The organism is Saccharopolyspora erythraea (assembly GCF_018141105.1).
Lineage (GTDB): Bacteria > Actinomycetota > Actinomycetes > Mycobacteriales > Pseudonocardiaceae > Saccharopolyspora_D > Saccharopolyspora_D erythraea_A.
Map to the genome: position 1 here is coordinate 6,278,536 of NZ_CP054839.1, position 24,378 is coordinate 6,302,913.

The 24,378-nt window shown below is 67.7% G+C and carries 19 protein-coding genes and 2 pseudogenes; 10 read left to right on the forward strand and 11 right to left on the reverse strand.

Translation table 11 applies throughout. The features are described 5' to 3' along the window. Nucleotide 1: 1 nt before the first annotated feature. Nucleotides 2-1,000 (reverse strand): amidohydrolase family protein, encoded by a 999-nt coding sequence (locus HUO13_RS28060; protein WP_211898000.1) that lies wholly within the window; start codon nucleotides 998-1,000, stop codon nucleotides 2-4. A 305-nt stretch (nucleotides 1,001-1,305) separates the two neighbouring features. Here HUO13_RS28060 and HUO13_RS28065 point away from each other — a divergent pair, with 305 nt between their 5' ends. The 3 genes from HUO13_RS28065 to HUO13_RS28075 are packed head-to-tail and all read left to right on the forward strand — an operon-like array spanning nucleotide 1,306 to nucleotide 3,748. After that, nucleotides 1,306-2,664, forward strand: a complete 1,359-nt coding sequence (locus tag HUO13_RS28065; RefSeq protein ID WP_249124125.1) for a GAF domain-containing protein — start codon at nucleotides 1,306-1,308, stop codon at nucleotides 2,662-2,664. 39 nt (nucleotides 2,665-2,703) lie between these two features. Beyond that, a complete protein-coding gene (locus HUO13_RS28070; RefSeq protein ID WP_432757865.1) occupies nucleotides 2,704-3,357 on the forward strand; it encodes a winged helix-turn-helix domain-containing protein in 654 nt (217 codons plus the stop codon). After that, a complete protein-coding gene (locus tag HUO13_RS28075) occupies nucleotides 3,329-3,748 on the forward strand; it encodes a transposase (RefSeq protein WP_249124126.1) in 420 nt (139 codons plus the stop codon). The genes HUO13_RS28070 and HUO13_RS28075 overlap by 29 nt, the downstream gene beginning before the upstream one ends. A gap of 80 nt (nucleotides 3,749-3,828) precedes the next feature. Here the strand turns inward: HUO13_RS28075 and HUO13_RS28080 are convergent, their stop codons facing one another. The 4 genes from HUO13_RS28080 to HUO13_RS28095 form a co-directional block, all read right to left on the reverse strand. Continuing rightward, entirely contained in the window at nucleotides 3,829-3,975 is a 147-nt protein-coding gene (locus tag HUO13_RS28080; RefSeq protein WP_211898004.1) for a hypothetical protein, read from the reverse strand. 448 nt (nucleotides 3,976-4,423) lie between these two features. Next, on the reverse strand, nucleotides 4,424-5,665 hold the full coding sequence (locus HUO13_RS28085; protein ID WP_249124127.1) for a mannitol dehydrogenase family protein: 1,242 nt from the start codon (nucleotides 5,663-5,665) through the stop codon (nucleotides 4,424-4,426). Between the two features lie 47 nt (nucleotides 5,666-5,712). Then, nucleotides 5,713-7,209 carry a glucuronate isomerase gene (gene uxaC, locus HUO13_RS28090; protein WP_211898005.1) on the reverse strand — a complete coding sequence of 499 codons (1,497 nt, stop codon included), beginning with the start codon at nucleotides 7,207-7,209 and terminating at the stop codon, nucleotides 5,713-5,715. Nucleotides 7,210-7,266: 57 nt separating this feature from the next. Next, the gene (locus HUO13_RS28095) at nucleotides 7,267-8,262 is read right to left on the reverse strand and encodes a LacI family DNA-binding transcriptional regulator (RefSeq protein WP_211898006.1); all 996 of its coding nucleotides are present in this window, start codon (nucleotides 8,260-8,262) and stop codon (nucleotides 7,267-7,269) included. A 170-nt stretch (nucleotides 8,263-8,432) separates the two neighbouring features. Between HUO13_RS28095 and manD the strand changes: the two genes are divergently transcribed. The 5 genes from manD to HUO13_RS28120 are packed head-to-tail and all read left to right on the forward strand — an operon-like array spanning nucleotide 8,433 to nucleotide 15,139. Then, nucleotides 8,433-9,671, forward strand: coding sequence for a D-mannonate dehydratase ManD (gene manD / locus HUO13_RS28100; protein ID WP_211898007.1), 1,239 nt, complete (start codon nucleotides 8,433-8,435; stop codon nucleotides 9,669-9,671). Further along, nucleotides 9,668-12,277, forward strand: coding sequence for a glycoside hydrolase family 31 protein (locus tag HUO13_RS28105; RefSeq protein ID WP_249124128.1), 2,610 nt, complete (start codon nucleotides 9,668-9,670; stop codon nucleotides 12,275-12,277). The genes manD and HUO13_RS28105 overlap by 4 nt, the downstream gene beginning before the upstream one ends. A gap of 11 nt (nucleotides 12,278-12,288) precedes the next feature. Further along, nucleotides 12,289-13,326 carry a TRAP transporter substrate-binding protein gene (locus HUO13_RS28110; RefSeq protein WP_249124129.1) on the forward strand — a complete coding sequence of 346 codons (1,038 nt, stop codon included), beginning with the start codon at nucleotides 12,289-12,291 and terminating at the stop codon, nucleotides 13,324-13,326. Next, nucleotides 13,323-13,835, forward strand: coding sequence for a TRAP transporter small permease (locus HUO13_RS28115; RefSeq protein ID WP_211898008.1), 513 nt, complete (start codon nucleotides 13,323-13,325; stop codon nucleotides 13,833-13,835). The genes HUO13_RS28110 and HUO13_RS28115 overlap by 4 nt, the downstream gene beginning before the upstream one ends. Then, nucleotides 13,835-15,139 carry a TRAP transporter large permease gene (locus tag HUO13_RS28120; protein ID WP_211898009.1) on the forward strand — a complete coding sequence of 435 codons (1,305 nt, stop codon included), beginning with the start codon at nucleotides 13,835-13,837 and terminating at the stop codon, nucleotides 15,137-15,139. Before HUO13_RS28115 ends, HUO13_RS28120 begins: the two co-directional genes overlap by 1 nt. Nucleotides 15,140-15,202: 63 nt before the next feature. Here HUO13_RS28120 and HUO13_RS28125 read toward each other — a convergent pair. After that, nucleotides 15,203-15,316, reverse strand: a pseudogene (locus HUO13_RS28125) (iron chelate uptake ABC transporter family permease subunit); the annotation flags it as partial. 313 nt (nucleotides 15,317-15,629) lie between these two features. Next, nucleotides 15,630-15,929: pseudogene (locus tag HUO13_RS28130) on the reverse strand (transposase); the annotation flags it as partial. Here HUO13_RS28130 and HUO13_RS38195 point away from each other — a divergent pair. Continuing rightward, nucleotides 15,873-16,007: a hypothetical protein gene (locus HUO13_RS38195; protein ID WP_282977000.1), complete on the forward strand. Its 135-nt coding sequence runs from the start codon at nucleotides 15,873-15,875 to the stop codon at nucleotides 16,005-16,007. The pseudogene HUO13_RS28130 and the gene HUO13_RS38195 overlap by 57 nt on opposite strands. Here the strand turns inward: HUO13_RS38195 and HUO13_RS28135 are convergent. After that, nucleotides 15,992-17,548, reverse strand: coding sequence for an MFS transporter (locus tag HUO13_RS28135; protein WP_211898010.1), 1,557 nt, complete (start codon nucleotides 17,546-17,548; stop codon nucleotides 15,992-15,994). The two genes, HUO13_RS38195 and HUO13_RS28135, sit on opposite strands and share 16 nt — an antisense overlap. A gap of 94 nt (nucleotides 17,549-17,642) precedes the next feature. On the opposite strand from HUO13_RS28135, the gene HUO13_RS28140 reads away from it, so the two are divergent. Continuing rightward, nucleotides 17,643-20,579 (forward strand): BTAD domain-containing putative transcriptional regulator, encoded by a 2,937-nt coding sequence (locus HUO13_RS28140; protein WP_211898011.1) that lies wholly within the window; start codon nucleotides 17,643-17,645, stop codon nucleotides 20,577-20,579. Here HUO13_RS28140 and HUO13_RS38430 read toward each other — a convergent pair. The 3 genes from HUO13_RS38430 to HUO13_RS28155 all read right to left on the reverse strand — a co-directional run bounded on the left by HUO13_RS38430 (nucleotide 20,521) and on the right by HUO13_RS28155 (nucleotide 24,347). After that, complete coding sequence (locus HUO13_RS38430) at nucleotides 20,521-21,702, reverse strand: integrase core domain-containing protein (RefSeq protein WP_432757774.1); 1,182 nt, start codon at nucleotides 21,700-21,702, stop codon at nucleotides 20,521-20,523. The two genes, HUO13_RS28140 and HUO13_RS38430, sit on opposite strands and share 59 nt — an antisense overlap. 246 nt (nucleotides 21,703-21,948) lie before the next feature. Then, nucleotides 21,949-23,391: an amino acid permease gene (locus HUO13_RS28150; RefSeq protein ID WP_211898013.1), complete on the reverse strand. Its 1,443-nt coding sequence runs from the start codon at nucleotides 23,389-23,391 to the stop codon at nucleotides 21,949-21,951. Between the two features lie 137 nt (nucleotides 23,392-23,528). Then, on the reverse strand, nucleotides 23,529-24,347 hold the full coding sequence (locus tag HUO13_RS28155) for an enoyl-CoA hydratase-related protein (RefSeq protein ID WP_211898014.1): 819 nt from the start codon (nucleotides 24,345-24,347) through the stop codon (nucleotides 23,529-23,531). Nucleotides 24,348-24,378: the final 31 nt, after the last annotated feature.

Genomic DNA, 24,378 nt, shown 5'->3' on the forward strand with positions numbered 1-24,378 from the left:
TTCAGGCCACCGCCGCTTCGAGCACTCCGAGATCGGCGGGGACCTCGATGTCGTACATGGACGCGGCGTTGAGTCCGAGGATTTTCTTCTTCTGCCCCACGGTGAGCGGCGGGTACTCCGTCATGTCCTCGGGGATCTGGAAGTCGACGAAGCGTTCGACCAGCCACCGGGGCGTCCACAGCGCGTAGTCGCTGGAGAACTGGATCCGGTCCTCGTCGAGCCAGTAAAGCAGTTCGCCGATGATCTGGGCGAAATACCTGGGTCTGGTGTGGATGAAGGGCATCGCGACGGCGAGACCGGCGTGCACGTTCGGCTCCTGCGTCGCGATCCAGCAGAAGTCTTCCAGGCGCGGGAGGCCGCAGTGCTCGACGACGAAGTTGAGGTCCGGGAAGTCCGTCGCCGCAATGTCGACGTCGGCGACGTCGAACGCGTCGCGGTCCAAGGGCCGAATCGTCGGTCCCTTGTGGATGTGGATGTTGCGGATCCCGAGCTCCTGGCAGGCTTCGAGATAGCGGTAAGTCCACGGATCGTTCAGCTTGTACCCGCGCGAATCGCCATACCACTCCGCGGTGTAGAGCTTCACGCCCTTGAGCTGGAACCGCTCAGCGTCCCGGCGCAGCTGGTCGAGGCCATCCTGCTCGAAACGCGGGTCCCAGCAGTGGTTGTATGTCAGCTTGTCGGAATGCCGCTGGGTGAGCGCGAACGCCTCTTCCACCTGTGCGAAGCCATTTCGGAAGAAAGCGCCGAGGTAGGCGGGCTGGAAGATGGCGTGGTCGACGTATCCGTCGACGAACAAGTCCTTGATCAAACGCTCGCCGCCGTAGTAGAGGAAATCCTCGTACGGCCACAGCTCGGTCCCCGGACTCAGGTTCCGGTGGTAGTCGTAGAAGCAGTCGATGAACTGCTTTCCGTGAATGTTGAGCTGGTTTTCGGGACGAGCGTCCCAGAGCGCGACGTGCGCATCGACGATGAAGTAGTTCTCGCCGTCCTTGCTGTACATGTGCACCTCCGAGTACGTGGCGGCCGTGGCACGTGGGAGGGAACGCTAGGCAGTACGACATCGATCGTGGAGGCCTCCGATGTCTCACTTTGAGACATCCGGGCTGCTGAGGAACGCCGCTGCAAGCATTACGGTGGCCAGGGTCAGCGCAACGATGCGTGAGCTGGAGGCACGAGATGAACAACCGCCGGCGCATCCGACACGCGGAGCCGCCAGGGCCACTCGCACCCCGCACGCGTTCCGCGGCTCCACGCCTGCAGGCTTCATGGCAGCGCAGTGAGCGCTACGGGCTGTCAGCGGACGAGATGCGCCCGGTGTTCACAGGCTCCGTGGACACCGATTCGCTGCTCTACGAATGCGGCGAGGAAGTGCTGCGCGGCTTACGGGACACCCTCGCCAACGAACCGGTCAGCCTGATGCTCACCGACAGCGAGGGACTCGTGCTGACCAGGATGTCGGACGACCGTTCGATCAACCGCTCGCTCGACAGCGTCAACCTCGCTCCGGGCTTCTACTTCGCCGAGCGCAACGCGGGGACCAACGGGCTTGGACTCGCCTTGGCCGATCGTGTGTCGTCGCTGGTGAGGGCCGACGAGCATTACTGCACGAGCCTTCGCGGCTACACCTGCGCGGCAGCTCCGATCCTCGACCCGGTCAGCGGTGGACTGGCCGGCACCGTCAACCTCACCACCTGGTCCGACTCCTCCGAGACGCTGCTGTTGGCCCTCGCTCAGGCCGCGGCCGGCAACACCATGGCCCTCATGCTGGCGCGCGGTACTGGGCACAAGACCCGGCCGATGCCGCGCGGCGAGGTGTTCCGCGTTTACGCCGACCGCCTCCAGGAGGTCACCGCCTCCCCACCCTCGGCCGACTGGACCGAGGCCGTCTCTCAGGCCCGCACGGCCTTTGATCGGGGCGACGTCGTCGCGGTCGTCGGTGAACCAGGCGCGGGCAAGACCGCGTTGGTGTCCCAGGCGCGTCGCGGAGTACGGCGCGAACGCATCCTCAACGCCCGCCCGCCCGCTCCCGAAGACGTCGAGGCATGGCTGGCGTTGTGGGCTCCCGAGGTGGGCAAGGACAGCACGTGCGTGATCGTCTCCGGAGTGGACACCCTGCCCGCATGCGCGACGACCGAGCTGGCACGGCTGTTCACCGCCGTGCGCCACGACGGAACCGGCCCCGAACGTCTCCAGCCGCTCGTCCTGACCGCGTCGACGAACTCGGCGCTCCCCGAAGAACTGCGCCCGCTGATCGACAGCGTGATCGAGGTACCCGCACTCAGGTACCGGCCAGCAGACATCGTGCCTCTCGCCCAGCACCTCGCCCGCCAGGACTGGGGACGCTCGGTAACCTTCACACCAGCCGCTGCACGCGCGCTGACAGTCCACGACTGGCCGAATAACATCCGCCAGCTCCGGCGCGTCATCCGCGACGCGGCACCACGAGCCAGGGTCATCGACCTGCACCACCTGCCGCCCGAGGTCTTCACCGGACCAGGCCGCCCCCTCAGCCGCCTGCAGGCACTCGAACGCGACGAGATCGTCCGCTGCCTGATCGAACCAGGAGCGACCGTGGCACAGGCAGCGGCCAAACTCGGACTCAGCCGCGCCACCATCTACCGCAAGATGGCCCAGTACCGGATCAACCTACCGACCCGCAGTTAATGATCTTCTTGTAATAGGGTGAGTCGCTGGGGTTGTTTTGTGTTCCGGCATGGGACGATCTTGGCGAGGTTTTCACGGTCGACGGGTGAGCAGGCCCGTGCTGGTGAGCGTGCCGATAGGCGGGATTTCGACCCGTTGCGGGAGCGTCGGATGCAGGCGGCGGAGATGTTCGGTCGCGGCGAGCGGCAGGTCGATGTGGCCACCGTGCTGGGCGTGTCGCAGCAGACCGCGTCGCGGTGGCGCCGGGCGTGGTCGAGTGGTGGTCCCGAGGCTCTGGCCGGTGCCGGTCGCGCCGGGCGGATATCCACACTCTGCGATGAGCAGCTGGCCGCGATCGAGACCGAGTTGCTCAACGGCCCGCGCGCAGGCGGGTTTCCCGCCGAGATGTGGACGCTGGCCCGGGTGACGGAGGTGATCGAACGGCTTACCGGCGTGCGGTATTCGCAGTCGCAGACGTGGGTGAGTCTGCGCCGGCGGCTCGGCTGGAGCCGCCAGAGACCAGCACGGCGAGCCGTCGAGCGCGACGAGGCGGCGATCGAGGAATGGGTGAAAACCGAGTGGCCGCGGATAAAACCGGGGCCCGGCGCCGAGGGGCCTGGATCTGCTTCCAAGACGAGAGCGGACCCCGGTAGTGCGGCACCGTTTTTCCTGGACACGGATGTCGATGTCGGCCGCGCTGGCCTACCGGCCTGATCGCAGCCAGGCGACGTTGGTGTTTCAGGCCAAGCACGGGGCCAACGACACCGCCTCGCTGATCGAGTTCCTCACCGACCTGCACGACCATTTCGACGGTGCGCCGGTGACGCTGATCTGGGACGGCCTGCCCGCCCACCGCTCCCAAGCCATGAAAGCCTGGCTTGCCACCCAACGACACTGGCTGCGCGTCGAACCACTGCCCGGCTACGCCCCCGACCTCAACCCCGTCGAACAGATCTGGGGCAACATCAAAGCAACCGAACTGGCCAACCTCTGCCCCAAGACCATCGACGAAGCACACACCGCCGCCGAGACCGGCCTGGAACGCATCGGCAGCAGCTACCAACTGTGCTTCTCCTTCCTCGACCACACCGTCCTCCACTTATGACAAACAAGATCACCCAAATACCGAAAGATCATTAAGCGCTCCGTGAGCACGAGGGCGCCTGTGACCGAACCGCCAGCCGGTCACAGGCCGAGGCTGGGGCCGTCGATGCCGCGGTGCAGCTCGCGGTGCATACGGTCGACGTAGTCGAGTTCGTGCTCGAAGCGTTGCCGTTCGGCTTCCTCGGCCTCGTGGCGTTCGGCCAGGCTTTCTACCGCGAGGTGGCTCACGAGTCGATCGAGATCAGCACGCCCGCGCACGCCCACCCCGCGTCGGCCGCCGCCACCGTGGAGCAGGACGCCGCGGCGTCCCCCACGTCAGATCAACTGACACTCCCCCGGTTCGCTCGGGCCGCGTCCGCGGCCTCCGCACTCGCCGGAGAGCGGGCGGCGTGGCGCGCGGCCAGGTAGCCGAAGGTCAGACCGGCACCCACCTGACGGCCTGCGCCTGAATATTCCGAGGCCGTGATCGAGCCGGCATCGTTGCCGCAGGAGTGGTCGTCCGGCGATCGGCGAGGAACTGGTCGCCCTGATCGTACGCCTGGCGAGGAGGTCAGAGCCGCCACTGAACATCCTCGTCGGCGTGGAACTACCTCCGGCCAGGCGTGGGGTCTGCTCGCTGAGACCGGTTGCCGGTGGTCGTGCCGTGCCTGCGCCGGGGATGACGGATTCGCACGGTTCAGCCAGTGGATAGCCGCAGGTGCTCGACGTAGTCCTCCACAGCGGAGACCAGCTCCCCGTCGTCGGCAAGGGTGATGTCCAGAGCGGACAGGACACGGCGCGGGGCGTCCGCCGAACGGGCCAACGCGACCAGTTCGTCGGCGCGGGGGTCGCTGACCGGTCGGTCGCGCAGATGGATCAGCCAACCGGCCAACGCCGCGACGGGGGCTTCAGGCATCCGTTCCGCGGCGCGTTCGGCGCGCAGCACCGGCAGGATCCGAGCGGGGATCTTCTGCGAACCGTCGGCGGCGATCTGCAACAGGTTGTGCCGCACTCCGCGCGAGGAGAAGCGCTGGAGCAGACGCTCCCGGTAGTAGGTCAAGTCCTGCGCTGGGAGAGGCGCGTGGCGCGCCGCGACGTCCCACCACGACTCCGTCAACCTCGCCAACACCGGGTGCCGGACGGCCTCGTCGACCGTCGCGCACCCCAGCGCAGGGCCGGCGTAGGCAAGCAGCGTGTGAGCACCGTTGAGGAACCACAGTTTGCGCTGCTCGTAGGCGGCGAGGTCGTCGACGAACCGGGCACCGGACTTCTCCCACGCGGGCCTGCCGAGCGGGAAATCGCCCGCCAGCAGCCACTCGCTGAACGGTTCGGTCACCACGGGAGCCCGATCCTCGAGCCCGGTGAGCCGCGCGGCGGCGATGACGTCCTGCTCGGTGACCGCGGGCGTGATGCGGTCGACGACCGTGTCGACGAACGACACGTTGTCCTCGATCCACGAACGGAAGCCCGGGCCCTCGGCCTGTGCGGCGACGCCGATCGCCCTCCGCAGGACGCCGCCGTTGCCCGGCAGGTTGTCGCAGGGCACGAGCGCGATCGGGGCGCCGCCCGCGCGGTGGCGTCCGCGCAGCCCGGCGAGGAGGCGGCCGATCGCGGTCCCGTCCTGATCACCGGACACCCGGTACCCGGCCTCGGTGATCGTCAGCGTCAGCAGCGCCACATCGGGAGAAGCCAGATCGGCGAGCCACTGGTCGGTGTCGCTGCCGGCATGGGCACGGCTGATCGCATCGACGATCTCGGCCTGTGGCTCCCCATCTCCCCGCACCTGCAGCGAGTACAGGCCGTCCTGCTCGGCGAGCCTGCGCGGCAGCTCGGTGTTGCGGAAGGTGTAGGCCGCGATGCCCCACTCGGGGTCGGCCATCGTGTACACCGCCTGGTGGGCCCGGTGGAACGCGCCGAGCCCGAGGTGAACGGCGCGCACCGGAGCCGGCGGGCGTGCGTGGGCTGAGGCGCGGGTCAGTCGTGTCGTCACAGTCGGAACGCCCTTCGCGGTTGGCGGTCGTGGAGGTCGTGGATGACGAGGGCGGCGTCGTCCTCGCTGAGCACGTGTTCGGCGACGAGTCCGGCCAAGTGGGCCGCGTCGACCCTGCGGGCCGTGTCGTGGCGGGCCGGGATGGAGCAGAACCCGCGGGTGTCGTCGATGAAGCCCGCGTTCCGGTAGAAGCCGGCCGTTTCGGTGACGGCGTCACGGAATCGATACATCGCGCGGGGAGCATCGAGGAACCACCACGGCGCACCTAGGTAGACCGAGGGGTAGAACCCGGCGAGGGGAGCGAGTTCCCGGGAGAAGACCGTCTCGTCGAGGGTGAACAGGACGGTCTGGAACCGCGGGTTGGTGCCGAAACGCTCCAGCATCGGCTGCAGCGCGCGGGTGAACTCCGCCTGCAGCGGGATGTCGTGGCCGGTGTCGGGGCCGAAACGGCGCAGCGTGTCCGGGTGGTGGTTGCGCCTGCTGCCGGTGTGCAGCGCCATGACCATTCCGTCCTCGCTGGACATACGGGCCATTTCGCCGAGCAGCTGCTGCGACAGCAGGCGAGCGTCACCGGCACTGGCTGTGCCGGATCGGACCTGATCGACCAAGCGCTGCGCCTGCGCGGCGTCCAGGAACGCCATGCGCGCATCTGGAGCGCTGTGATCGGTGGCGGTGGCGCCGAGCGCGCGGAAGTACTCCCGGCGGTTCTCCAGCGCCCGGATGAGCCCGTCGTAGTCCCCGGTATCGATGCCGCTGGCGGCGGCGAGCTCGTCCAGCGCCTTGGTCCAGCCGGAGCTGGTCGCATCGAGGTAACGGTCGGGGCGGAAGGTTGGCACGACGCGGCCCGACCAGGACGGGTCGTCGGCCAGGGCCCGGTGGTAGGAGAGGTCGCCGGCGGGATCGTCGGTGGTGGCCAGCACCGCGATCGCGAACGAGTCGTACAGCGCCCGGGGCCGGAACTCGGGCTCGCGCAGCCGGGCGGTGAGCTCGTCGAACAGTTCGTCGGCGGTGTCGGCCGACGGCTGCACCGTCACGCCGAGCACGTCGTGCAGCTCGGCCTCCAGCCAGCCCCGGGACGCGGTGCCCAGGAACAGGTGCCAGTGCTCGCAGAAGGTCCGCCATATGTCCCTCGGCTGCGCGGGGTCGGTGTCGCCGGCGCTGTCGCGCAGTCCGAGGTCGGCCAGCGGGACACCGTGGGCGTGCAGGAGGCGCGTGACGTAGTGGTCGGGCGTGACCAGCAACGACGCTGGGTCGGTGAACGCGTCGTCGTCCGCGAGCAGGCGGGCCTCGACGTGCCCGTGCGGACTGATCAGCGGGAGGTCGCGGACGCTGTCGTAGAGCCGCCGCGCGATGCGGCGCTGGGACGGTTCGGACGGGAGCAGACGGTCCGGGTGCGGGGTCAGCGGTACCCGGCCCGCAGGGGCGGCGCCGCGAGGTGTGGCAGGGGGGCCTTCGTTCTCGCGGTCGCGGTGGGTCCCAGAGGTTGCTGCCATGCCACGGTCCATACGGGCAGCGTCGTCATCCCGCGCGACGAGTGCAACTAGTTGCCATCAGTTGTCATGCCGAGGGGCGGCAGTGGAGCCGCGGGTCACGAGATGGGCGTCGAACAGCGTGGAATCCACCCTCGTGCGCTGCGTGAGCTGGGCGTGCAGGGCGTCGACGGCGGACCTGCCGAGCCGTTCGGTGGGCCCGGCGATGGTGGTCAGGCCGGGAGCGGTCAGGTCCGCGCCGAAGATGTCGTCGCATCCGATGAGGCTGAAGTCCGCGGGCACGCTGACACCGGCGGCCTGCAAGCGTTGCAGAGCACCGATGGCGATGAGGTCGTTGTAGGCGATGGCGGCGGTCGCGTGCTGCAGCATCAGCGCGTCGGCGGCTTCGTGCCCGCCCCGGAGGTTTGGCACGTGCGGCCCCACGAACGCGGCGTCGAGACCGAGCGCGCCGGATTCCTCCTGCACAGCACACCAGCGTGCGCTGTTGATCCAGGAGTTGTGAGGGCCGGAGAGATACGCGATGCGGCGATGTCCGATGGCTGCCAGATGGCGAACGGCTTTGCGCATCCCTCCCGCGGTATCGACCACGAGGCTGGGTATTCCGTCGATCTCGCGGTTGATGATGACCAGCGCGCGATGCTGGGCGATCTGGCGGATGACGTCGTCGGACAGGCGGGAGGTGGCCAGGATGGCACCACTGGTGGTCGCCAGCAGCTGCCGCAGGTTGCTGACCTCCACCTGCGGTGACTCGTCGCTGTCGGTCAGGGCGAGCGTGTAGTCCTTCTCCAGTGCCTGGGACTGGGCCGCCTTGATCAGCGGGGCGTAGTACGGGTTGGCGATATCGGTGACGACCAGGGTGATCGTCCGCGCGCGGCCGGGTGCCTCCGCGCGCGCCAGCGGCCGCGGGAGGTAGCCGATCGCGTCGGCGGCGGCGCGGACCTTCTCACGGGTGGCGGGGTTGACCCGGCTGGGGTGGGAGAAGGTGCGCGACACCGTGGAGGCCGCGACGCCGCAGCGCTGCGCGACGTCGTAGATCGTCGGCCTGGCCTGGTCCACCGCTTACCTCCGTGGTCGTCCGCTGTTGATGTTGGCAACAAGTGGCAACTGATTGCCAGCCTACGGGACGCCGCCTACTTTGAACCGACCACGAGGCTCACAGCCATCGCACCGATCACTCGAGCACGGCGGACCGGCGAGCACTCGTCGTTTCCAGTCAAGGAGGACCAGTGCTCATCGAGCGCGCAGACGTCATCGTCACCAGCCCAGGCCGCAACTTCCTCACGCTGAAGATCACCACCGACGACGGTGTGGTCGGCTACGGCGACGGCACGCTGAACGGCCGGGAGCTGGCGGTGGCCGGCTACCTCACCGACCACGTCGTGCCGTTGCTGATCGGGCGTGACGCGCACACCATCGAGGACACCTGGCAGTACCTGTACCGCGGCGCGTACTGGCGGCGCGGTCCGGTGACGATGGCCGCGATCGCGGCCGTGGACACCGCCCTGTGGGACATCAAGGCCAAGGTCGCCGGGCTACCGCTCTACCAGCTGCTGGGCGGGGCCAGCCGCGAGCGGTGCCTGGTCTACGGGCACGCCAGCGGCAAGGACGTTCCCGAACTGTTCGACTCGGTGCGCGAGCACCTCGAAGAGGGCTTCCGCGCGATCCGCATCCAGACCGGCGTGCCGGGTCTGGACTCGGTGTACGGCGTCGCCTCCAGCGCGGCCGCCTCGATCGGCGACGACACCCGGTACGACTACGAACCCGCCCGCCGCTCGGCGCTGCCCGCCGAGGAGAGCTGGGACACCCGCGCCTACCTGCGGCACGTGCCCTCGGTGTTCGAAGCCGTCCGCGGCGAGTTCGGCGAGGACATCGCGCTGCTGCACGACGCGCACCACCGGCTCACCCCGATCCAGGCGGCCAAGCTGGGCAAATCCCTGGAACCCTACGACCTGTTCTGGCTCGAAGACGTCACGCCGGCCGAGAACCAGGAAGCGCTGCGCTGGGTGCGTCACCACACCACCACGCCGCTGGCGATCGGCGAGGTGTTCAACTCCGTGTGGGACTACCAGCACCTGATCCGCGAGCAGCTCATCGACTACGTGCGCTCACCGATCACGCACGCGGGAGGCATCACCAGCGTGCGCCGGATCATGGACTACGCGGCGATGTACCAGGTCAAATCCGGTATGCACGGCCCGACGGACGTCTCACCGGTCGGGCTGGCGGCTGCGGTGCACCTCGGTCTGGCACTGCACAACTTCGGCATCCAGGAGTACATGGTCCACAGCGAGCAGACGCGGGAGGTCTTCGGGCCGACGTACGAGTTCGCCCTCGGCGGCCTGCGGCCGAGCGAGGAACCCGGTCTGGGCATCCACTTCGACGACGACCTGGCGGCGAAGTACCCGTACGAGCGGGCATACCTGCCGGTGAATCGGCTCCAGGACGGCACGATTCATGACTGGTGAGCCGAGCGCCCGCGCCGCCTCATCATTGTACTCGTCGGCGCTGCCACCCGGGCAGTGACCAATTCGCCAGATCGAGAGAAGTCCACGTGCGAGTCACATCACGAGTCGAGCGAGTCGAACGGGCCGGTGACCAGGTCCAGGTCCACACCGACGGTGTCGAGATCCGGCTCATTCTCATGGCCGACGGCGTTCTGCGCATTCGCGCCGGCTTCGAGGGCGATTTCGCCGAGGAGTCGTACACGCTCACCACGACGGCGTGGCCGGACCGGCTCGACGAGTTCATGGGCGCCGAGCGCACGCGGGTGACGCCGCTGCCGCTTGACGTCGACGACCTCGGCGATCTCTTCAGGGCGACCGGCGGGAACCTCCGCGTGGACATCGAGAAGGCTCCGTTTCGAATCCGCGTGCACGACGACGAGGGCACCCTGCTCCACTCGGACATCGTCGGGCTCGGTTATCTGGAGGATTCGAACGGTCGCCGCATTCACACCAGCGAGATTTCGCGCGACGACGCGTTCTACGGTTTCGGCGAGACCACGGGGCCGCTGAACAAGGCGCAAAAACTCATCACGATGAGCCCGAAAGACGCCCTCGGTTACGATCCGCGTGAAACCGACCCGCTGTACAAGCACATCCCGTTCTACCTCAAGATGAACCGGGAAAACCGGAAAGCCGTCGGCTACTTCTACCACAACACCTACGACTGCGATTTCGATCTCGGCCGGGAGCGGAGCAACTACTGGCCTCCGCACAGCCGCTACCGCGCCGACGGCGGCGACATCGATCTCTTCCTGATCGCCGGCCCGGGCATCCGCGACGTCGTGCAGCGCTACGCCATGCTGACCGGCAGACCACCGCTGCTGCCCAAATACGCGCTGGGCTACCTCGCCTCGTCGATGTACTACTCCGAACTCGACGCCGACTGCGACGGCGCGATCACCGAGTTCATCGACATCGCCAGGGCCGAGGACATTCCCGTCGACGGCTTCCAGCTCTCGTCGGGCTACACCACGCAGGAGACCGAGGAGGGAACGAAGCGGTGCGTCTTCACGTGGAACGAGCGCCGTTTCCCCGATCCTGAGGGTTTCTTCGCCGGAATGGCCGAGCGGGGCATCACCGTGTCCCCGAACGTCAAGCCCGGTGTCCTCGACGTCCATCCCCGCTTCGAGGAGTTCCGCAATGCGGACGTCTTCGTCACCCGCAGCTCCGACGCGGCCGCGTCAGCCGGTGCCGGCCCCGCCGCCGGTGCCTGGTGGGGCGGGCCGGGCCGGTTCGTCGACTTCACCAAGCCCGCCGCCCGCGAGGCGTGGCAGCGCTGGCTCACCGAAGAGATCCTGGACAAGGGCACGACATCGGTCTGGAACGACAACTGCGAGTACGACGGCATCATCGACACCGACTCCGGCGTCGACTTCGAGGGCGCAGGCGCGACGATCGGCCGGCTGCGCAACGTCATGCCGAACCTCATGTGCCGGGTGACCCGCGACAGCATCGCCGCGACCGCTCCGTCGGCTCGTCCCTACATCGTGTGCCGCTCCGGTCACGCGGGCATCCAGCGCTACGCCCAGAGCTGGGCGGGCGACAACTCCACCTCGTGGGAGTCGCTGCGGCACAACATCGCCACGATTCTCGGGATGGGCCTGTCCGGCTTCCCGCACCACGGATGTGACATCGGCGGATTCCACGGCCCTGCGCCAGATCCCGAGCTGCTGGTGCGGTGGGTGCAGCACGGCGTCTTCCAACCGAGGTTCTCGATCCACTCGGTCAACTCCGACAACACGGTGACCGAGCCGTGGATGTACCGCGACCACACGCCCCACATCCGGGACGCCATCAAGCTGCGCTACCGGCTTTTCCCTTACCTGTACTCGCTCACGGCGCGCGCCGCAGCGACCGGCTGGCCGATCATGGAACCGCTGGTCAGCGCCTTCCAAGGCGACCCGGCGCTCGACGAGACCTCCGAGGAGTTCATGCTCGGCGACGCGCTGCTCGTCGCCAACGTGCTCACCCCGGGGGCGAGCACCCGAGCCGTCCGGCTTCCGCAGGGCGAGGTGTTCTACGACGCCTGGACCCGCGAGCGCTACGAGGGCGGACAGGTCGTGGAACTGCCGGTGGACCTCGGCTCGATCCCGCTGTTCCTGCGTGGCGGCGGCATCGTCCCGGTCGCGGAGAACCAGCTGCACAGCCTCACCCGTGACGAGGTGACGGAGTTGCGCTTGATCTGCGCTCCCGATCGCGACGCCCGGTTCACGCTCTACGAGGACGACGGACTCACCCGCGCCCACGAGGACGGTGCGTTCCGTGCGACCGACGTCCGGATGACCGTCGGTGAGCAGGTGCGCTTGGAGCTGACCCGGCGCGGCGAGTACCGCAGCGCCGTCGAACGGCTGCTGTTCGACGTCATCCGGCCCGGCCAGTGCCCGCACTGGGTCGCCCTCGACGGCGAGCGGCTCCCGCAGCATCTCCACCGCAGTCGCTTCGACGCCGCGGACCTGGGCTGGCACTACGACATCGGGCTCGGATCCGTGCTGATCAAAACCCCCGACCACGGCGGCGATCTCGCCGTCACGATCTCGTTCGAGCCGGTCGACATGATCGGCATGTGAGAAAGGCAGGCATGAAAAAACGACTGATCAGCGGCAGCGTCGCCCTGGTCCTCGTTGCGGCCCTTGCCGCGTGCGCGCCCGCATCCGGCGCGCGGACGAGCGCCGAGGCGACGCCGCAGAACCCCCTGGTGTTGACCCTGGCGAACAACCTCAGCGACGACCACGTCACCTCCAAGGCGCTCGCCTCCTTCGCCGACGACGTCGCGCGGCGCAGCGGCGGCCGCATCGTGGTGAAGGTCTACGGCAACGGTCAGCTGGGCGCCGAACCCGACGTGCTCGGCCAGGTCCACGAGGGCATCGTCGACATGACCCGGGTCAGCGCCCCAGGGCTGGCGACTTACGATCCCGGCTACCACACCTTCGGCCTGCCCTACATCTTCGACTCCGAGCAGGAGTTCTACGAGGTGATGGATTCGCCGCAGATGGCCGAGTACTTCCGCTCGACCGCCGAGGACGGTTTCGTCGGCCTCACCTACTACAGCTCCGGGGCGCGGTCCTTCTACACCCGGAACACGCCGGTGCGGACCCCGGAAGACCTGCGCGGGCTGAAGATTCGCGTGCAGGACATGCGCTCGCAGACCGACTTCGTCGGCGATCTGGGCGCCGCCCCGGTCGTGATGGCGTTCGGCGACACCTACACCTCGCTGCAGACCGGCCTGATCGACGGCGCCGAGAGCAACGAGACGGTGCTCACCGAGAGCGCGCACGGCGAGGTCTCCCGCGCGTTCTCGATGACCGAGCACACCCGGATCCCCGACATGCTCGTGATCAGCACCGAGACCTGGGAGCGGCTCGCCCCGGCCGACGAGGAGCTGCTCTCCGAGGCCGCCCGCGCATCGACCGAGCAGCAGAAGGCCGACTGGGCGAAGAGCACCGAGCAGGCGGTCGCCGACGCGAAGGCGATGGGCGTCGAGTTCATCACCGACGTCGACACCGAGGCCTTCCGCGAGGCCACCCGGCCGGTGGTGGACGAGTACGCCAAGCAGTACCCGGAGGTCGCGGAGCTCCTGTCCGTCATCAACTCGGCCGGGAAGCGAGACACGCCATGACCGCACTCGACCGTCTGAACAGGGTGCGACGAGCGCTCGGTGGCGTACTGGCTGCCTTCGCCGGTGTCCTGCTCGTCATCATGACCCTGCTGGTGCTGTACCAGGTCTTCACCCGCTACGTCTTGGGCTCGCCCGCGGCCTTCACCGAGGAGCTCGTGCGCTACGCGCTCATCTGGACGTCGATGATCAGCGCCGCGTACGCGTTCCTCCATCGCAAGCACATGGCGCTCGTCTTCCTGCGGGACCGGTTCTCGCCCGCGGTGCGGCGCACGCTGGTCATCGGCTCGGACGTCCTCGTGCTGGTCTTCGCCGTGGTCGTCCTGGTGATCGGCGGCACGATGCTGGCGCTCAGCGCGGCCACCAACTATTCGGCCCTGCTGGGGATCTCCCGGGGTCTGGTCTACACGATCGGGCCGATCGCCGGCCTCGCGATCGCGTTCGCGCAGTCGCTGAACATCTGGGAGGACCTCGTCAGGGAGGTCTCGATCGAGACGGAAGGGACGGACTGATGGGTGCTCTGACCGCTGTCGCCATCCTGTTCGGCGCATTCTTCGTCCTGCTGTTCGCGGGCGTGCCGATCTCGGTATCGCTCGGGGTGGCCTCGTTCGTCACCGCCTTGGCGTTCCTGCCGTGGGACGACTCCACCTACGTCATCGGGCAGCAGATGAACGTCGGCATCGAGAGTTTCGCGTTGCTGGCCGTCCCGTTGTTCATCTTCGCGGGCAACATCATGAACACCGGCGGAATTGCGCGCCGCCTCGTCGACCTTGCTCTGGTGGCGGTGGGTCGGGTCCCCGGCGGGCTGGCGCACACCAACGTGCTGGCCAACATGTTGTTCGGCGCGCTGTCCGGTTCGGCCGTGGCATCGGCCGCCGCGATCGGCAGCACGCTGCACGATCGTCAGCGCGAGGCCGGATACGACCCGGCGTTCGGGGCCGCGGTCAACATCGCGTCGGCCCCGACCGGACTGCTCATCCCGCCGACGACGGCCGCGATCGTCTACTCGACCGTCGCGGGCGGCGTGTCCGTCTCGGCGCTGTTCATGGCGGGGTATGTACCCGGCATCCTCATGGGCCTGGTGATCATGGTGATCGCGTACGCCTTCACCCGGCGGCAGGAGTACCCGAATGCCGACCGCGTCACCTTGCCCGAGGCCTTCCGGTGCCTGCTCAGCGCGATCCCGGGACTGCTGCTGATCGTCGTCGTGGTCGGGGGCATCGTGTTCGGCGTCTTCACGGCGACCGAGGGTGCCGCGGTCGCCGTGCTGTACACGCTGGTGCTGTCGCTGGCGTACCGGAGCATGTCGTGGACGGCCTTCAGGGATGTCGTGACCCGAACGGTCGTCGCGACCGGCATCGTCATGTTTCTCATCGCGGCGTCGGCGGGCATGTCGTGGGTGATGGCCTACACGGGAATCCCGACGGCGATCACGGAGGCGCTGCTGTCGGTGGCGGACTCGAAGGCGGTCATTCTGGTGCTGATGCTGCTCGTGCTCCTGGTGGTGGGCACGTTCATGGACATCACGCCGGCGATCCTCATCTTCACGCCGATCCTGCTGCCCATCTCCGAGGAGCTCGGCATGGACCCGGTCCAGTTCGGAATGGTGCTCATCCTCGCGATGTGCATCGGCACCATGACGCCGCCGGTCGGTTCGGTCCTGTTCGTCGGGACCGGCGTGAGCGGGGTGTCGGTCGAGCGGGTCGTCCCGAAGCTGATGCCGTACTTCGTCGGGCTGGTCCTGCTGCTCATCGCCGTCACCTTCATCCCCGCGCTGTCCCTGGGACTGCCGGGCATGATGGGCCTGCTCGATTAGCGGTGGCCCGAGCCTGTCCGCGGCGGACGCCCCGCCGAGTGGCAGGTCGAGGGTCGCCAGCGTGTCGGGTGCGGACATGATGTTGCGCGACACCAACTGCGGCACCGCGCCCGCCACGCCCGGCGCCGCACCCACCAGCACCGCAGCCAGCAGGCGGGGCAGGCGAGACTGGAGGATCCGTGCGTCAGATCCTTACGCGCGCCGACCGATACCGGTGCACCAGGTTCGTGTTGTCCACAACGGACATGAACAGGCACTGGTGCGATACGAGGAACTCTGGAGTCCGGTGGCGGAGGAGAAGCAGAAGGCGGGCCGTGCCGGTGCCCGACGACTCCTGCCCGAGTCCCGGCTGCGGCTCGGACTCCGCCGCGCCCTGCTGGGGATGGCCCGCCTTCCCGTGCTCAACCGCTACATCACCGCGTTGCTCGCGGGACAATCCGGTTCCCTCATCAAAAACCGGACCGAACAAGCAAAACAGGTACCGCAACAGCAGCGCGGCCGCGACCTTCTTGCGGTCTTGGTAGGAGACAAACCGCATCGCCGCCCGGCTCAGATGCACCGTGCAGGTCTGCACGATGCTCTGCGGCCAGGTCGCCTCGATCGCCTCCGGGAACCCACTCAGCCCGTCGCAGCAGACGATCAGCACGTCGCGGACCCCGCGGTTGCGCAACTCGGCGCACACCCCGGCCCAGAACTTCGCTCCCTCGCTGGCCTGCACCCAGATCCCGAGCACGTGCTTGACCCCGTCGAGGTCGACCCCGACGGCGATGTGCGCGGCCCGGTTGCGGACACACAACGATGGGTGGCGCGGTGGGTCATCCGCCGCCAGCGGCGGATGACCCTGGAACGCGGTCAGGAACTGCGCTGAAGGTCGGCCTCGCTGCTCTCCTCGTACCCGTCGCTGCCGATCGTCCCGATGTGGCGCAGCACGGTGGCCGAGACCACTGCCAGTACGAGGATTCCGACCCCGGCGACCAGGGCCGCGACGTTCAAACCGGAGGTGAACGCCGCCTCGGCCTGGCCCAGCACGTCGCCCGGCAGTCGCGGAGCGACGGAGGTGGCACCGGACAGGCTGTCCCCGAGCGCCTCGGCCACGTCGCCGGGCAGGCTGGCCGGAACCGCCTCGTCGATGTGGACGCGGTAGACCGCTGTGGTGAGGCTGCCCAGCACCGCGACGCCCATGGCCAGGCCCAGTTCCTGCACGGTCTCCGACATCGCGGCGGCGGAACCGGATTTGGTGGGCGGGGCCGCACCGACCACCAGGTCCGTGCCCAGCGCCGCGATGGCGCCCAACCCGAGGTACACCAGGGCGAACCCTGCCACCAGCAAACCGATACTGTCCGCCGGGCCCACCAGGAACAGCAGCAGATAGCCCACTGTGGACAACGCCAGGGTGACCGCCACAATGATCCCCGGACGCACGCGGCGCGCGACCAGCGGTGCCGCGAGGGCCGCCACGAACATCATCAGCGCGGGCGGACCCATCCACAGCCCGGCCGTGAACGGGGAGAGCCGTTCGACCAGCTGCAGGTACTGCGTGACCAGGAACATCGCGCCACCGACGCCGACCAGTCCGACCAGCAGGACGCCCAGCGCGGCGCTGAAGGTGCGGCTGCTGAACAACGTCATGTCCAGCAAGGGATCGCTCAACGTGCGCTGCCGCCGGACGAACACCACCGCGAAGACGATGCCGACCGCGAGCGACGCACCGGCGACGAGATCGACGCCGTCCTTCGCGGAGTGCTTCACCGCGAAGATCACGGGCAGGATGGCGGCCAGCGACAGGGCCACGCTGAGCAGGTCGAACCGGCCGCTGCTGGGGGCACGGTACTCCGGCAACAGCAGCGGCGCGGCCACCAGCAGGACCCCGACCAGCGGGACGGCGACCAGGAACGCCGAGCCCCACCAGAAGTGGTCCAGCAGCACCCCACCCACGAGCGGGCCCGCCGCCATGCCCAGCGCGAACATGGTGGCCCAGACGCCGATCGCGACCGCTCGCTGACGCGCGTCGGCGAACATGTTGCTGATCAGCGACAGGGTGGACGGCATCAGAGTGGCTCCGGCCACGCCCAGGGCGGCGCGCGCGACGATGAGCATCTCCGGGCTGGTGGAGTAGGCGGCCACCACCGAGACCACACCGAAGGCAGCGGCCCCGATCATCAGCAGCTTCCGTCGTCCGATCCGATCGCCCAGGGTGCCCATGGTGATCAGGAACCCCGCGATGAGGAACCCGTACGCATCCATGATCCACAGCGATTCGGTGCTGCTCGGTTGCAGGTCCAACGACAACGCGGGCAGCGCCAGGTACAGCACCGTGACGTCCAGACCGAGCAGGACCGTGGGCAGCGCCAGGATCGCGAGTCCGGCCCATTCCTTCGGCCCAGCGCGGTGCGCGACTGGTGTGCGCATGGGGCTCCATTCCGTTCTAGAGGTCAGTCCGCGGCGAGCCTGTCCCCCAGCGCGCACGACTTGCTGACGGTTCGCTGGCGATAAGCTGGGGGGCATGCGCTTTGGGGTTCTTGGGCCGCTGACCGTCTGGGACGCCGACGGCCAGGACGTCAGGGTCCCCGAGGCGAAGGTGCGTACTCTGCTGGCGATCCTGTTGGTGCACCGAGGCGGACCGGTGTCGGCAGACCGCCTCGTCGACGACGTGTGGGCCGACGACCCACCTGGCGCACCGCTCAACACGCTGCAAAGCAAGGTTTCGCAGCTGAGGCGCGTACTGGGCCGTGACCGCGTCGTGCACGAACCGGCCGGCTACCGGCTGCGCTTGGACGACGCGGTGGTCGACGCGCTGCTGTTCCAGGAACTGGTCGAACGAGCCCGCGCGACCGAGGAGTCGCACACCAGAGCGGAGTTGTTCGCCGAAGCGCTGGCCCTGTGGCGGGGCGCGGCCTACGCCGACGTCGCCGACGCGCCGTTCGCCCGGAGTGAGATCACCCGGCTGGATGAGCTGCGGTTGACCGCCGTCGAGGACCACGCCGAGACGCTCCTGGAGCTCGGGCAGCACTCCGCGCTGGCCACGAAGCTGGCGGAAGTGGTGCCCCGCCACCCGTTGCGCGAACGGCTGCGCATGGCGCAGATGCGGGCGCTGTACCGCGCCGGGCGGCAGACCGAGGCCATGCGCAGCTTTCATGACCTGCGGCGCAGGCTGGCCGAGGAGCTCGGCGTGAACCCGGGGCCTGAGGTGGCCGCGCTGCACGAGGCGATGCTGCGCCAGGAACCACAGCTCGCCGCGCCGGTCGAGGCGCCGCGGGCGCACGGGCGGACCAACCTCCCCACCCCGCTGACCGCGCTCATCGGCCGCGACGAGGCCATCAGGCAGGTGCACGAATCGCTGGGCGGCCGGCCCGGCGCGCGGCTGGTGACGCTGACGGGTCCGGGCGGCGTCGGCAAGACACGACTCGCGGTGACCGCCGCAGGCGAACTGACCGAGCGGTTCCCGGAAGGGGTATGGCTGGTGGAGCTCGCCGGTCTGGCGTGCACGTCCACAGCCGACGACATCGCCGAGCGAATCGTGGTGACGCTGGGTCTCTGCGACACCGCGGCAGCCGAACCGGATTCATACGACCTGATGAACTGGCTGTGCCAGACAGTGGCCGACAAAACCATGGTGCTACTTCTCGACAACTGCGAGCACGTACTCGAACCGGTCGCGACGCTGGCCGAGACGCTGCTGGCCGCGGTCCCGGGAGCGCGCCTGCTGCTGACCAGCCGCGAACCGCTCGACATCCCCGGTGAAGTGGTCCTGCCCGTACCACCGCTGGCGCTGCCCGACGACACCACGGCGGGGCAGCTTCCCGCGGTGGCCCGCTGCAGCGCGGTGCAGCTGTTCGTGGAACGGGCGGCGGCCGCCGTGCCGGGATTCACGCTCGACGCCGACAACGCGGAGGCCGTGGCGGTGATCTGCCGACGCCTGGACGGCATCCCCCTCGCGCTGGAGATCGTCGCACCGCGGCTGCGAGCGCTCAGCCCCGCCCGGCTCGCCGAGTGCCTGGACGACCGGTTCAACCTGCCCACCGGCCCGGGACGGGGGCGAGCGGTGCGGCAGCAGACGCTGCGGGCGATGATCGACTGGAGCTGGGAGCTGCTCAGCGAGGCCGAGAAGGTCGTCCTCCGCAGGCTGGCCGTGCATGCCGACGGCTGCACCCTGGATGCCGCCGAAACCGTCTGCGCGGACGGGACCATTCCGGCGCACCGTGTTCTGGATCTGCTCTCCCGTCTGGTGGACCGTTCGCTGGTGGTGCGCGACGGCGACCGGTTCCGCCTGCTGGAATCGGTGTCGGCCTACTGCGTCGAACGCCTGGCCGAGTCCGGTGAGCTGGCCACCGTCCGCGACCGGTTCGTGCGCTGCTATACCGAGCTCGCCGAGCACGCGGACCGCAAGCTGCGCGGCCCCGAACAACGCCGCTACCTCGAACGGCTGGACGAGGAGACGGTGAACCTGCGCCGGGCGCTCGACACTGCACTGCGCGAGGACGACCACGGTGCGGCGCTGCGCCTGGTGAACGCCATGGCCTGGTTCTGGTTCCTGCGCGGGCGCCTCACCGAAGGCCGCCGCTCCCTGCGGTCGGCGCTGGCCGCCGAGGGCGGATCCCCTGCCGCCAGAGCAGCGGCGCGGGGCTGGCTGGCCGGTATCGAAGTGCGCACGTCACCGGGCGACGGCGTCGAAGTCCCGGACCTCGCCGGCATCGACGATCCCGCGCTGCGGGCGCGGTTGCAGTGGTTCGTCGGCTCCGCCCTGCTCGGCGACGGCCCGCACGAACGGGGACGACGCTTGGTGGAGGATGGCCTGGCCACCGCTCGGGCGCATCAGGACCGCTGGGCGGAGGCCGTCGCGCTGGTGGAACGTGCCGGCTACCGCGCGAACCAGGACGGCATGGCCCCGGCGCGAGCCGACGCGGAACGGGGAGCCGGCTCGTTCCACGAGCTTCGCGACCGCTGGGGCCAGCTCCGGGCGTCGCGTTCGCTCGCCCTGCTGGCCGAGCTGGACGGCAACCGCGCACGAGCCACCCGGCTGCATCGAGACGGGCTGCACGTTGCCGAGGAGCTGTCACTGTGGACAGAGGCCGTCGAAGCGCTGGCATGGCTCGGGCAGACCTCGCTCGCCGATGGCGACACCGCACGGGCCACCGAGCTCTACGAGCGCGCACTGCACATTTCAACCGAGCGGGCCTACCATCGCGGTGAGATCCGGGTGAGGACCGAACTGGCGCGGATCGCGCGGCAGGAAGGCGATCTGGACCGCGCGGCACGGCACCTGCGGCGGGCGTCCGCCCGGAGCCGGAACCTGCGGCATGTGGCCGAGAGGTCCGAGGCTCTTGCCGACGCGGGCCCGGTCGAGCGCGGCGACGACATCGCTCCCGCACTTGTGGACGACCTCAGCGAAGACGGACTCGCTCTCCAGCACAACGGGTTCCCGCCGAGCCCGCGACCATAGCGGGCTTCGACAGCGCGGCACCACTGCCTGTGCGAGTAGGCTCGTGCCGCCCGCTGCGCGTTCGAGTAGGCGTGCGCCGCACCCTGTGCCGCTCGAAAAGTCGTCGCTGCACGTCACGCCACACATGTGTACTCGTTGATGAGGCCGCCGAGGATCCGGGTGCGCAGGACTTTGCCGGGATCGAGGTCACGCACCGCGACAGGCTGTTCGTGAGCGTCGGGTGGTAGCTGGTTACGGGCCTGGTGGGTCGGTGCTCGTTATGGTGCCGCTCGTAGGCCGCAAGGACGTGGCGAGCATGGGCCTCGTTCATGATGAGGACGTGGTCCAGGGCCTCGCGTCGGATGCTGCCGATTATCCTCTCGCAATGCGCGTTCATCCGGGGAGCTCGCGGCGCACTCTTGAGAATCTCCATCTCCTCGGACTGGAAGACGGCGTCGAATGTCTCGCCGTACTTGCCATCGCGGTCGCGTAGCAAGAAGCGGAGGGAATCCGTGCGTAAGCCCAAGTCAGCAGTGAGATTCCTCGCCTGCTGTACCGCCCAGTCCTGTGTCGGGTGGGCGGTAACCCCGGTGATGTGCAGCCGTCGGGTGCCGTGCTCGAGGAACGCCAGTGCGTACAGTCGTCTGCCGAGCGCGGTGTCGATATGGAAGAATCTGCCGCCATGATGCCCTCGGCTTGCGCGGTCAGGAACTCGCGCCAGGTGGGGGCGGAGCGACGCGGCGCCGGGCCGATGCCTGCCGTGTTGAGGATCTTCCAGACCGTCGACGCGGCGATCCGATACCCGAGTCGGGCCAACTCCCCCTGGATCCGCCTGTGCCCCCATCGCGAGTTCTCCCGGGCCAGCCGTACAACGAGCGTCTTGATCGCAGCTTGGGTGGGCGGGCGTCCGGAGCGTCGGCGCGCGGTGTAGTCCCACTTCGCGGCGATGAACCTGCGGTGCCAGGCAAGCAGGGTGCCTGGGGTGACCGGGAAGACCTCGCGCCAGTGGCGCCGAGGTATCAGCGTGGACAGGGCAGCGAACCAGAGCCGGTCGGCGGGCTCGTAGCGGGCCGACCGGCCAACTGACGACGCAGGATCGCGTTCTCGTGCCGCAATACCAGGAGTTCTGCGTCCTTCGCCGCATCGCTGCGGAGCAGTGCCGATGGGACGGACAGCAACTTCCTGGTCACCTGGTACAGCAAGGACACGATCACGCGGACATGATCCCAGTGGGCCGACCGCGCCTCCTCCACCTGCAGCGATGACTTTTCGAGCGGCACAGCTTCAAGGCAGCGTCGGAGATGTCAGTCAGACATCTGTGACGAGCGCGCTTACGCCGTGCTCATGAAGTTCTTCGATTCGATCCGTAGAACACGAGCACCCCCGCCGACTATTGCAGCGATGCTCTGTCACGGTCATATGTGTTCACCAAAGCGACCTCAGCTGCTTTGGCGGTGGCGTTCGAATCGAAGTGATGGCTTCGTTGATAGGCGGCTTTGCCAGCAAATGCGACCAGAATGATGGCAACCACGACCAACCCTTGCAGAAGGGACGCCCGCGAGGTCGGATCGAATAGCATGCTCACCAGAATCGCCACGATGACCGCAGTAATTGCGATGGACAGGTAGGGGAAGAACCACATCTTGAACGGCAGCTGACTGCCGTCAGCGTGGTTCCGCCTGCGTAAGACGATTTGCGAAATGCAGATCATCAGGTAGACGAACAAGATCATTGCACCCGAAGCGTTGATCAGGAAGAGGAAAACGGTGTCGGGGAAGAAGTACCCGACCGCGATGCACGCGTAGCCAATGACGGTGCAGGAAAGAACCCCCCAGACCGGGACACCACGCTTGCTTGTCGACGCCATCCACTTCGGGCAGTCGCCACGCGCCCCGAGAGTGAACAGCATTCGGGAGGTCGAGTAGAGACCGATGTTGAGGCACGAAAGCACCGCGATAAGGATGACTGCGTTCAGGATGTCCGCAACATAAGGGATATTCATAGTCTGAAGGACCAGCAAGAAGGGAGACTGTTCCTCAGCGATGGAGTTCCACGGGATAATGGTCACGATGAGGAAGCAAGAGGCGACGAAGAAGAACAGTACGCGGAAGATAACTGCGTTGACCGCGCGCTTGATCGCCAGTCCTGGTTCCTTGGATTCCGCGGCCGCCACCGTGACAACCTCGGCCCCGACCATCGAGAAAATGACGACGACGACCCCAGCGAACAAGGACAGAATGCCGTGAGGCGCGAAGCCGCCGTGCTCTGTGAGATTGGAGAAGTCGATCCTCGCACTTGGCCAGAGGCCTACTACAAACAGCCCTGCGGCGAGAACGAACAGCGCGACTGCCGCGATTTTGATCCCGGCGAACCAGTACTCGAACCTCCCGAAATTGCCGACTGAGATCAGGTTGACCAGTGTCAGCGCCAGGAGAAGGACGACCGAGATGACCCAAGCGGGCACTCCGTGGATCCATCGCTGCAGGAGTTCCGCACCGACGACGGCTTCGAACCCAACGACGATCATCTGGTAATACCAGTAGATCCACGCGGTAGCGAAACCAGCCCAGTTCCCCATGGCGTCGCGTGCGTAGTCGGTGAAGGATCCAGTTCGCGGGTTCGCGACCGCCATCTCGCCGAGCATGCGCATGACCAACAGGATCAGCAGGCCCGTCAGCGCGTAGGTCACGATCGCGGCTGGGCCGACTTCACTAATGATTGCTCCCGAGCCGATGAACAACCCGGCTCCCATGGTTCCGCCGAGAGCGATCATCGAGAGGTGCTTCTGTTTGAGAGGTGTGTCAAGCTTTCCACGCGGTTGACTATTGGACACGTCTACTCCTCGCCGTTGAGGACAAGTCTTCAGGGAATCGGCGCATGATGGGACGTCTGAAACCGTCCTACGCCGCGATTTCGGGAGCCATCTCCCTTGCTGAAACGGGAAATGACGGTCTCCAGTGGCCGGAACGACTAGCTGGTCGCCTGGCTGTCGTAGCGCTCGTTCCGCCAAGCAAGGGCCGCTTTGAGGCCCTTCTCGCTGGCGATGGCGTCGAACTCTTGCTGTTCGGGAGTGTTCGCGCCGTTGATGAGTGAGCCGATCTCGAGGTTGGAGTTGACGGCGTGCCGCAGCCCCATGGCCTCGTAGGCTCGGTTAAGGGTCTGCTTGGTAAGCCGCAAGACCTCAAGCGGCGTCGGGGCGATTCGCAGGGCCAGATCCTTGGCCGCGGCGTCCAAATCGCTGGCCGCGACGACCCTGTTGACCAGCCCGGCTTCCAACGCCGACTGGGCGTCGATGGAGTCGCCGGTGAACAGCAGCTCGCGTGTCTTGCGCTGGTTGAGGATAAAGGGCATCAGCAGGGTGACCGGACCCGAGCCGTACTGGATCTCCGGCTCGCCGAATACGGCGTCCTCGGAGGCAACGACCAAGTCGCACGCCATGGCGACCTCGCACCCCCCAGCGAGGCAGTGTCCCTGAACAACCGCGATGGTCGGCTTGGGACAATCCCAGATCGACATCGTCATGCTGATGTCTTTCTGGAGCACCGGCCGCCACTGACGCGGGGTCTCGGTACCGTCCTCGATCTCGTCGTTGATGTCAAAGCCCGCAGAGAAGGATCGGCCGGCTCCAGCGACAAGAACGACCTTGACCGAGTCGTCCTCGGCGGCTTCCCGGACCCGGCGGCCGAGTTCCTCGACGAGCTTGGCGTTCATCGCGTTGAGCTTGTTGGGACGATTCAGAGTGATCTTGGCGATCGCGTTGTCGATCTCGTACAAGACGACGTCGTTCATGTCAGGCTCGCTACCTTCGTGGTGATGTCGG

Coding starts and splice junctions, on each gene's coding strand:
- HUO13_RS28060 (WP_211898000.1), bottom strand. CDS start 1,000: ATGTACAGCAAGGACGGCGAGAACTACTTCATCGTCGATGCGCACGTC.
- HUO13_RS28065 (WP_249124125.1), top strand. CDS start 1,306: ATGCGCCCGGTGTTCACAGGCTCCGTGGACACCGATTCGCTGCTCTAC.
- HUO13_RS28075 (WP_249124126.1), top strand. CDS start 3,329: ATGTCGGCCGCGCTGGCCTACCGGCCTGATCGCAGCCAGGCGACGTTG.
- uxaC (WP_211898005.1), bottom strand. CDS start 7,209: ATGGCAGCAACCTCTGGGACCCACCGCGACCGCGAGAACGAAGGCCCC.
- HUO13_RS28110 (WP_249124129.1), top strand. CDS start 12,289: ATGAAAAAACGACTGATCAGCGGCAGCGTCGCCCTGGTCCTCGTTGCG.
- HUO13_RS28115 (WP_211898008.1), top strand. CDS start 13,323: ATGACCGCACTCGACCGTCTGAACAGGGTGCGACGAGCGCTCGGTGGC.
- HUO13_RS28120 (WP_211898009.1), top strand. CDS start 13,835: ATGGGTGCTCTGACCGCTGTCGCCATCCTGTTCGGCGCATTCTTCGTC.
- HUO13_RS28135 (WP_211898010.1), bottom strand. CDS start 17,548: ATGCGCACACCAGTCGCGCACCGCGCTGGGCCGAAGGAATGGGCCGGA.
- HUO13_RS28140 (WP_211898011.1), top strand. CDS start 17,643: ATGCGCTTTGGGGTTCTTGGGCCGCTGACCGTCTGGGACGCCGACGGC.
- HUO13_RS38430 (WP_432757774.1), bottom strand. CDS start 21,702: ATGCGGCGAAGGACGCAGAACTCCTGGTATTGCGGCACGAGAACGCGA.
- HUO13_RS28155 (WP_211898014.1), bottom strand. CDS start 24,347: ATGAACGACGTCGTCTTGTACGAGATCGACAACGCGATCGCCAAGATC.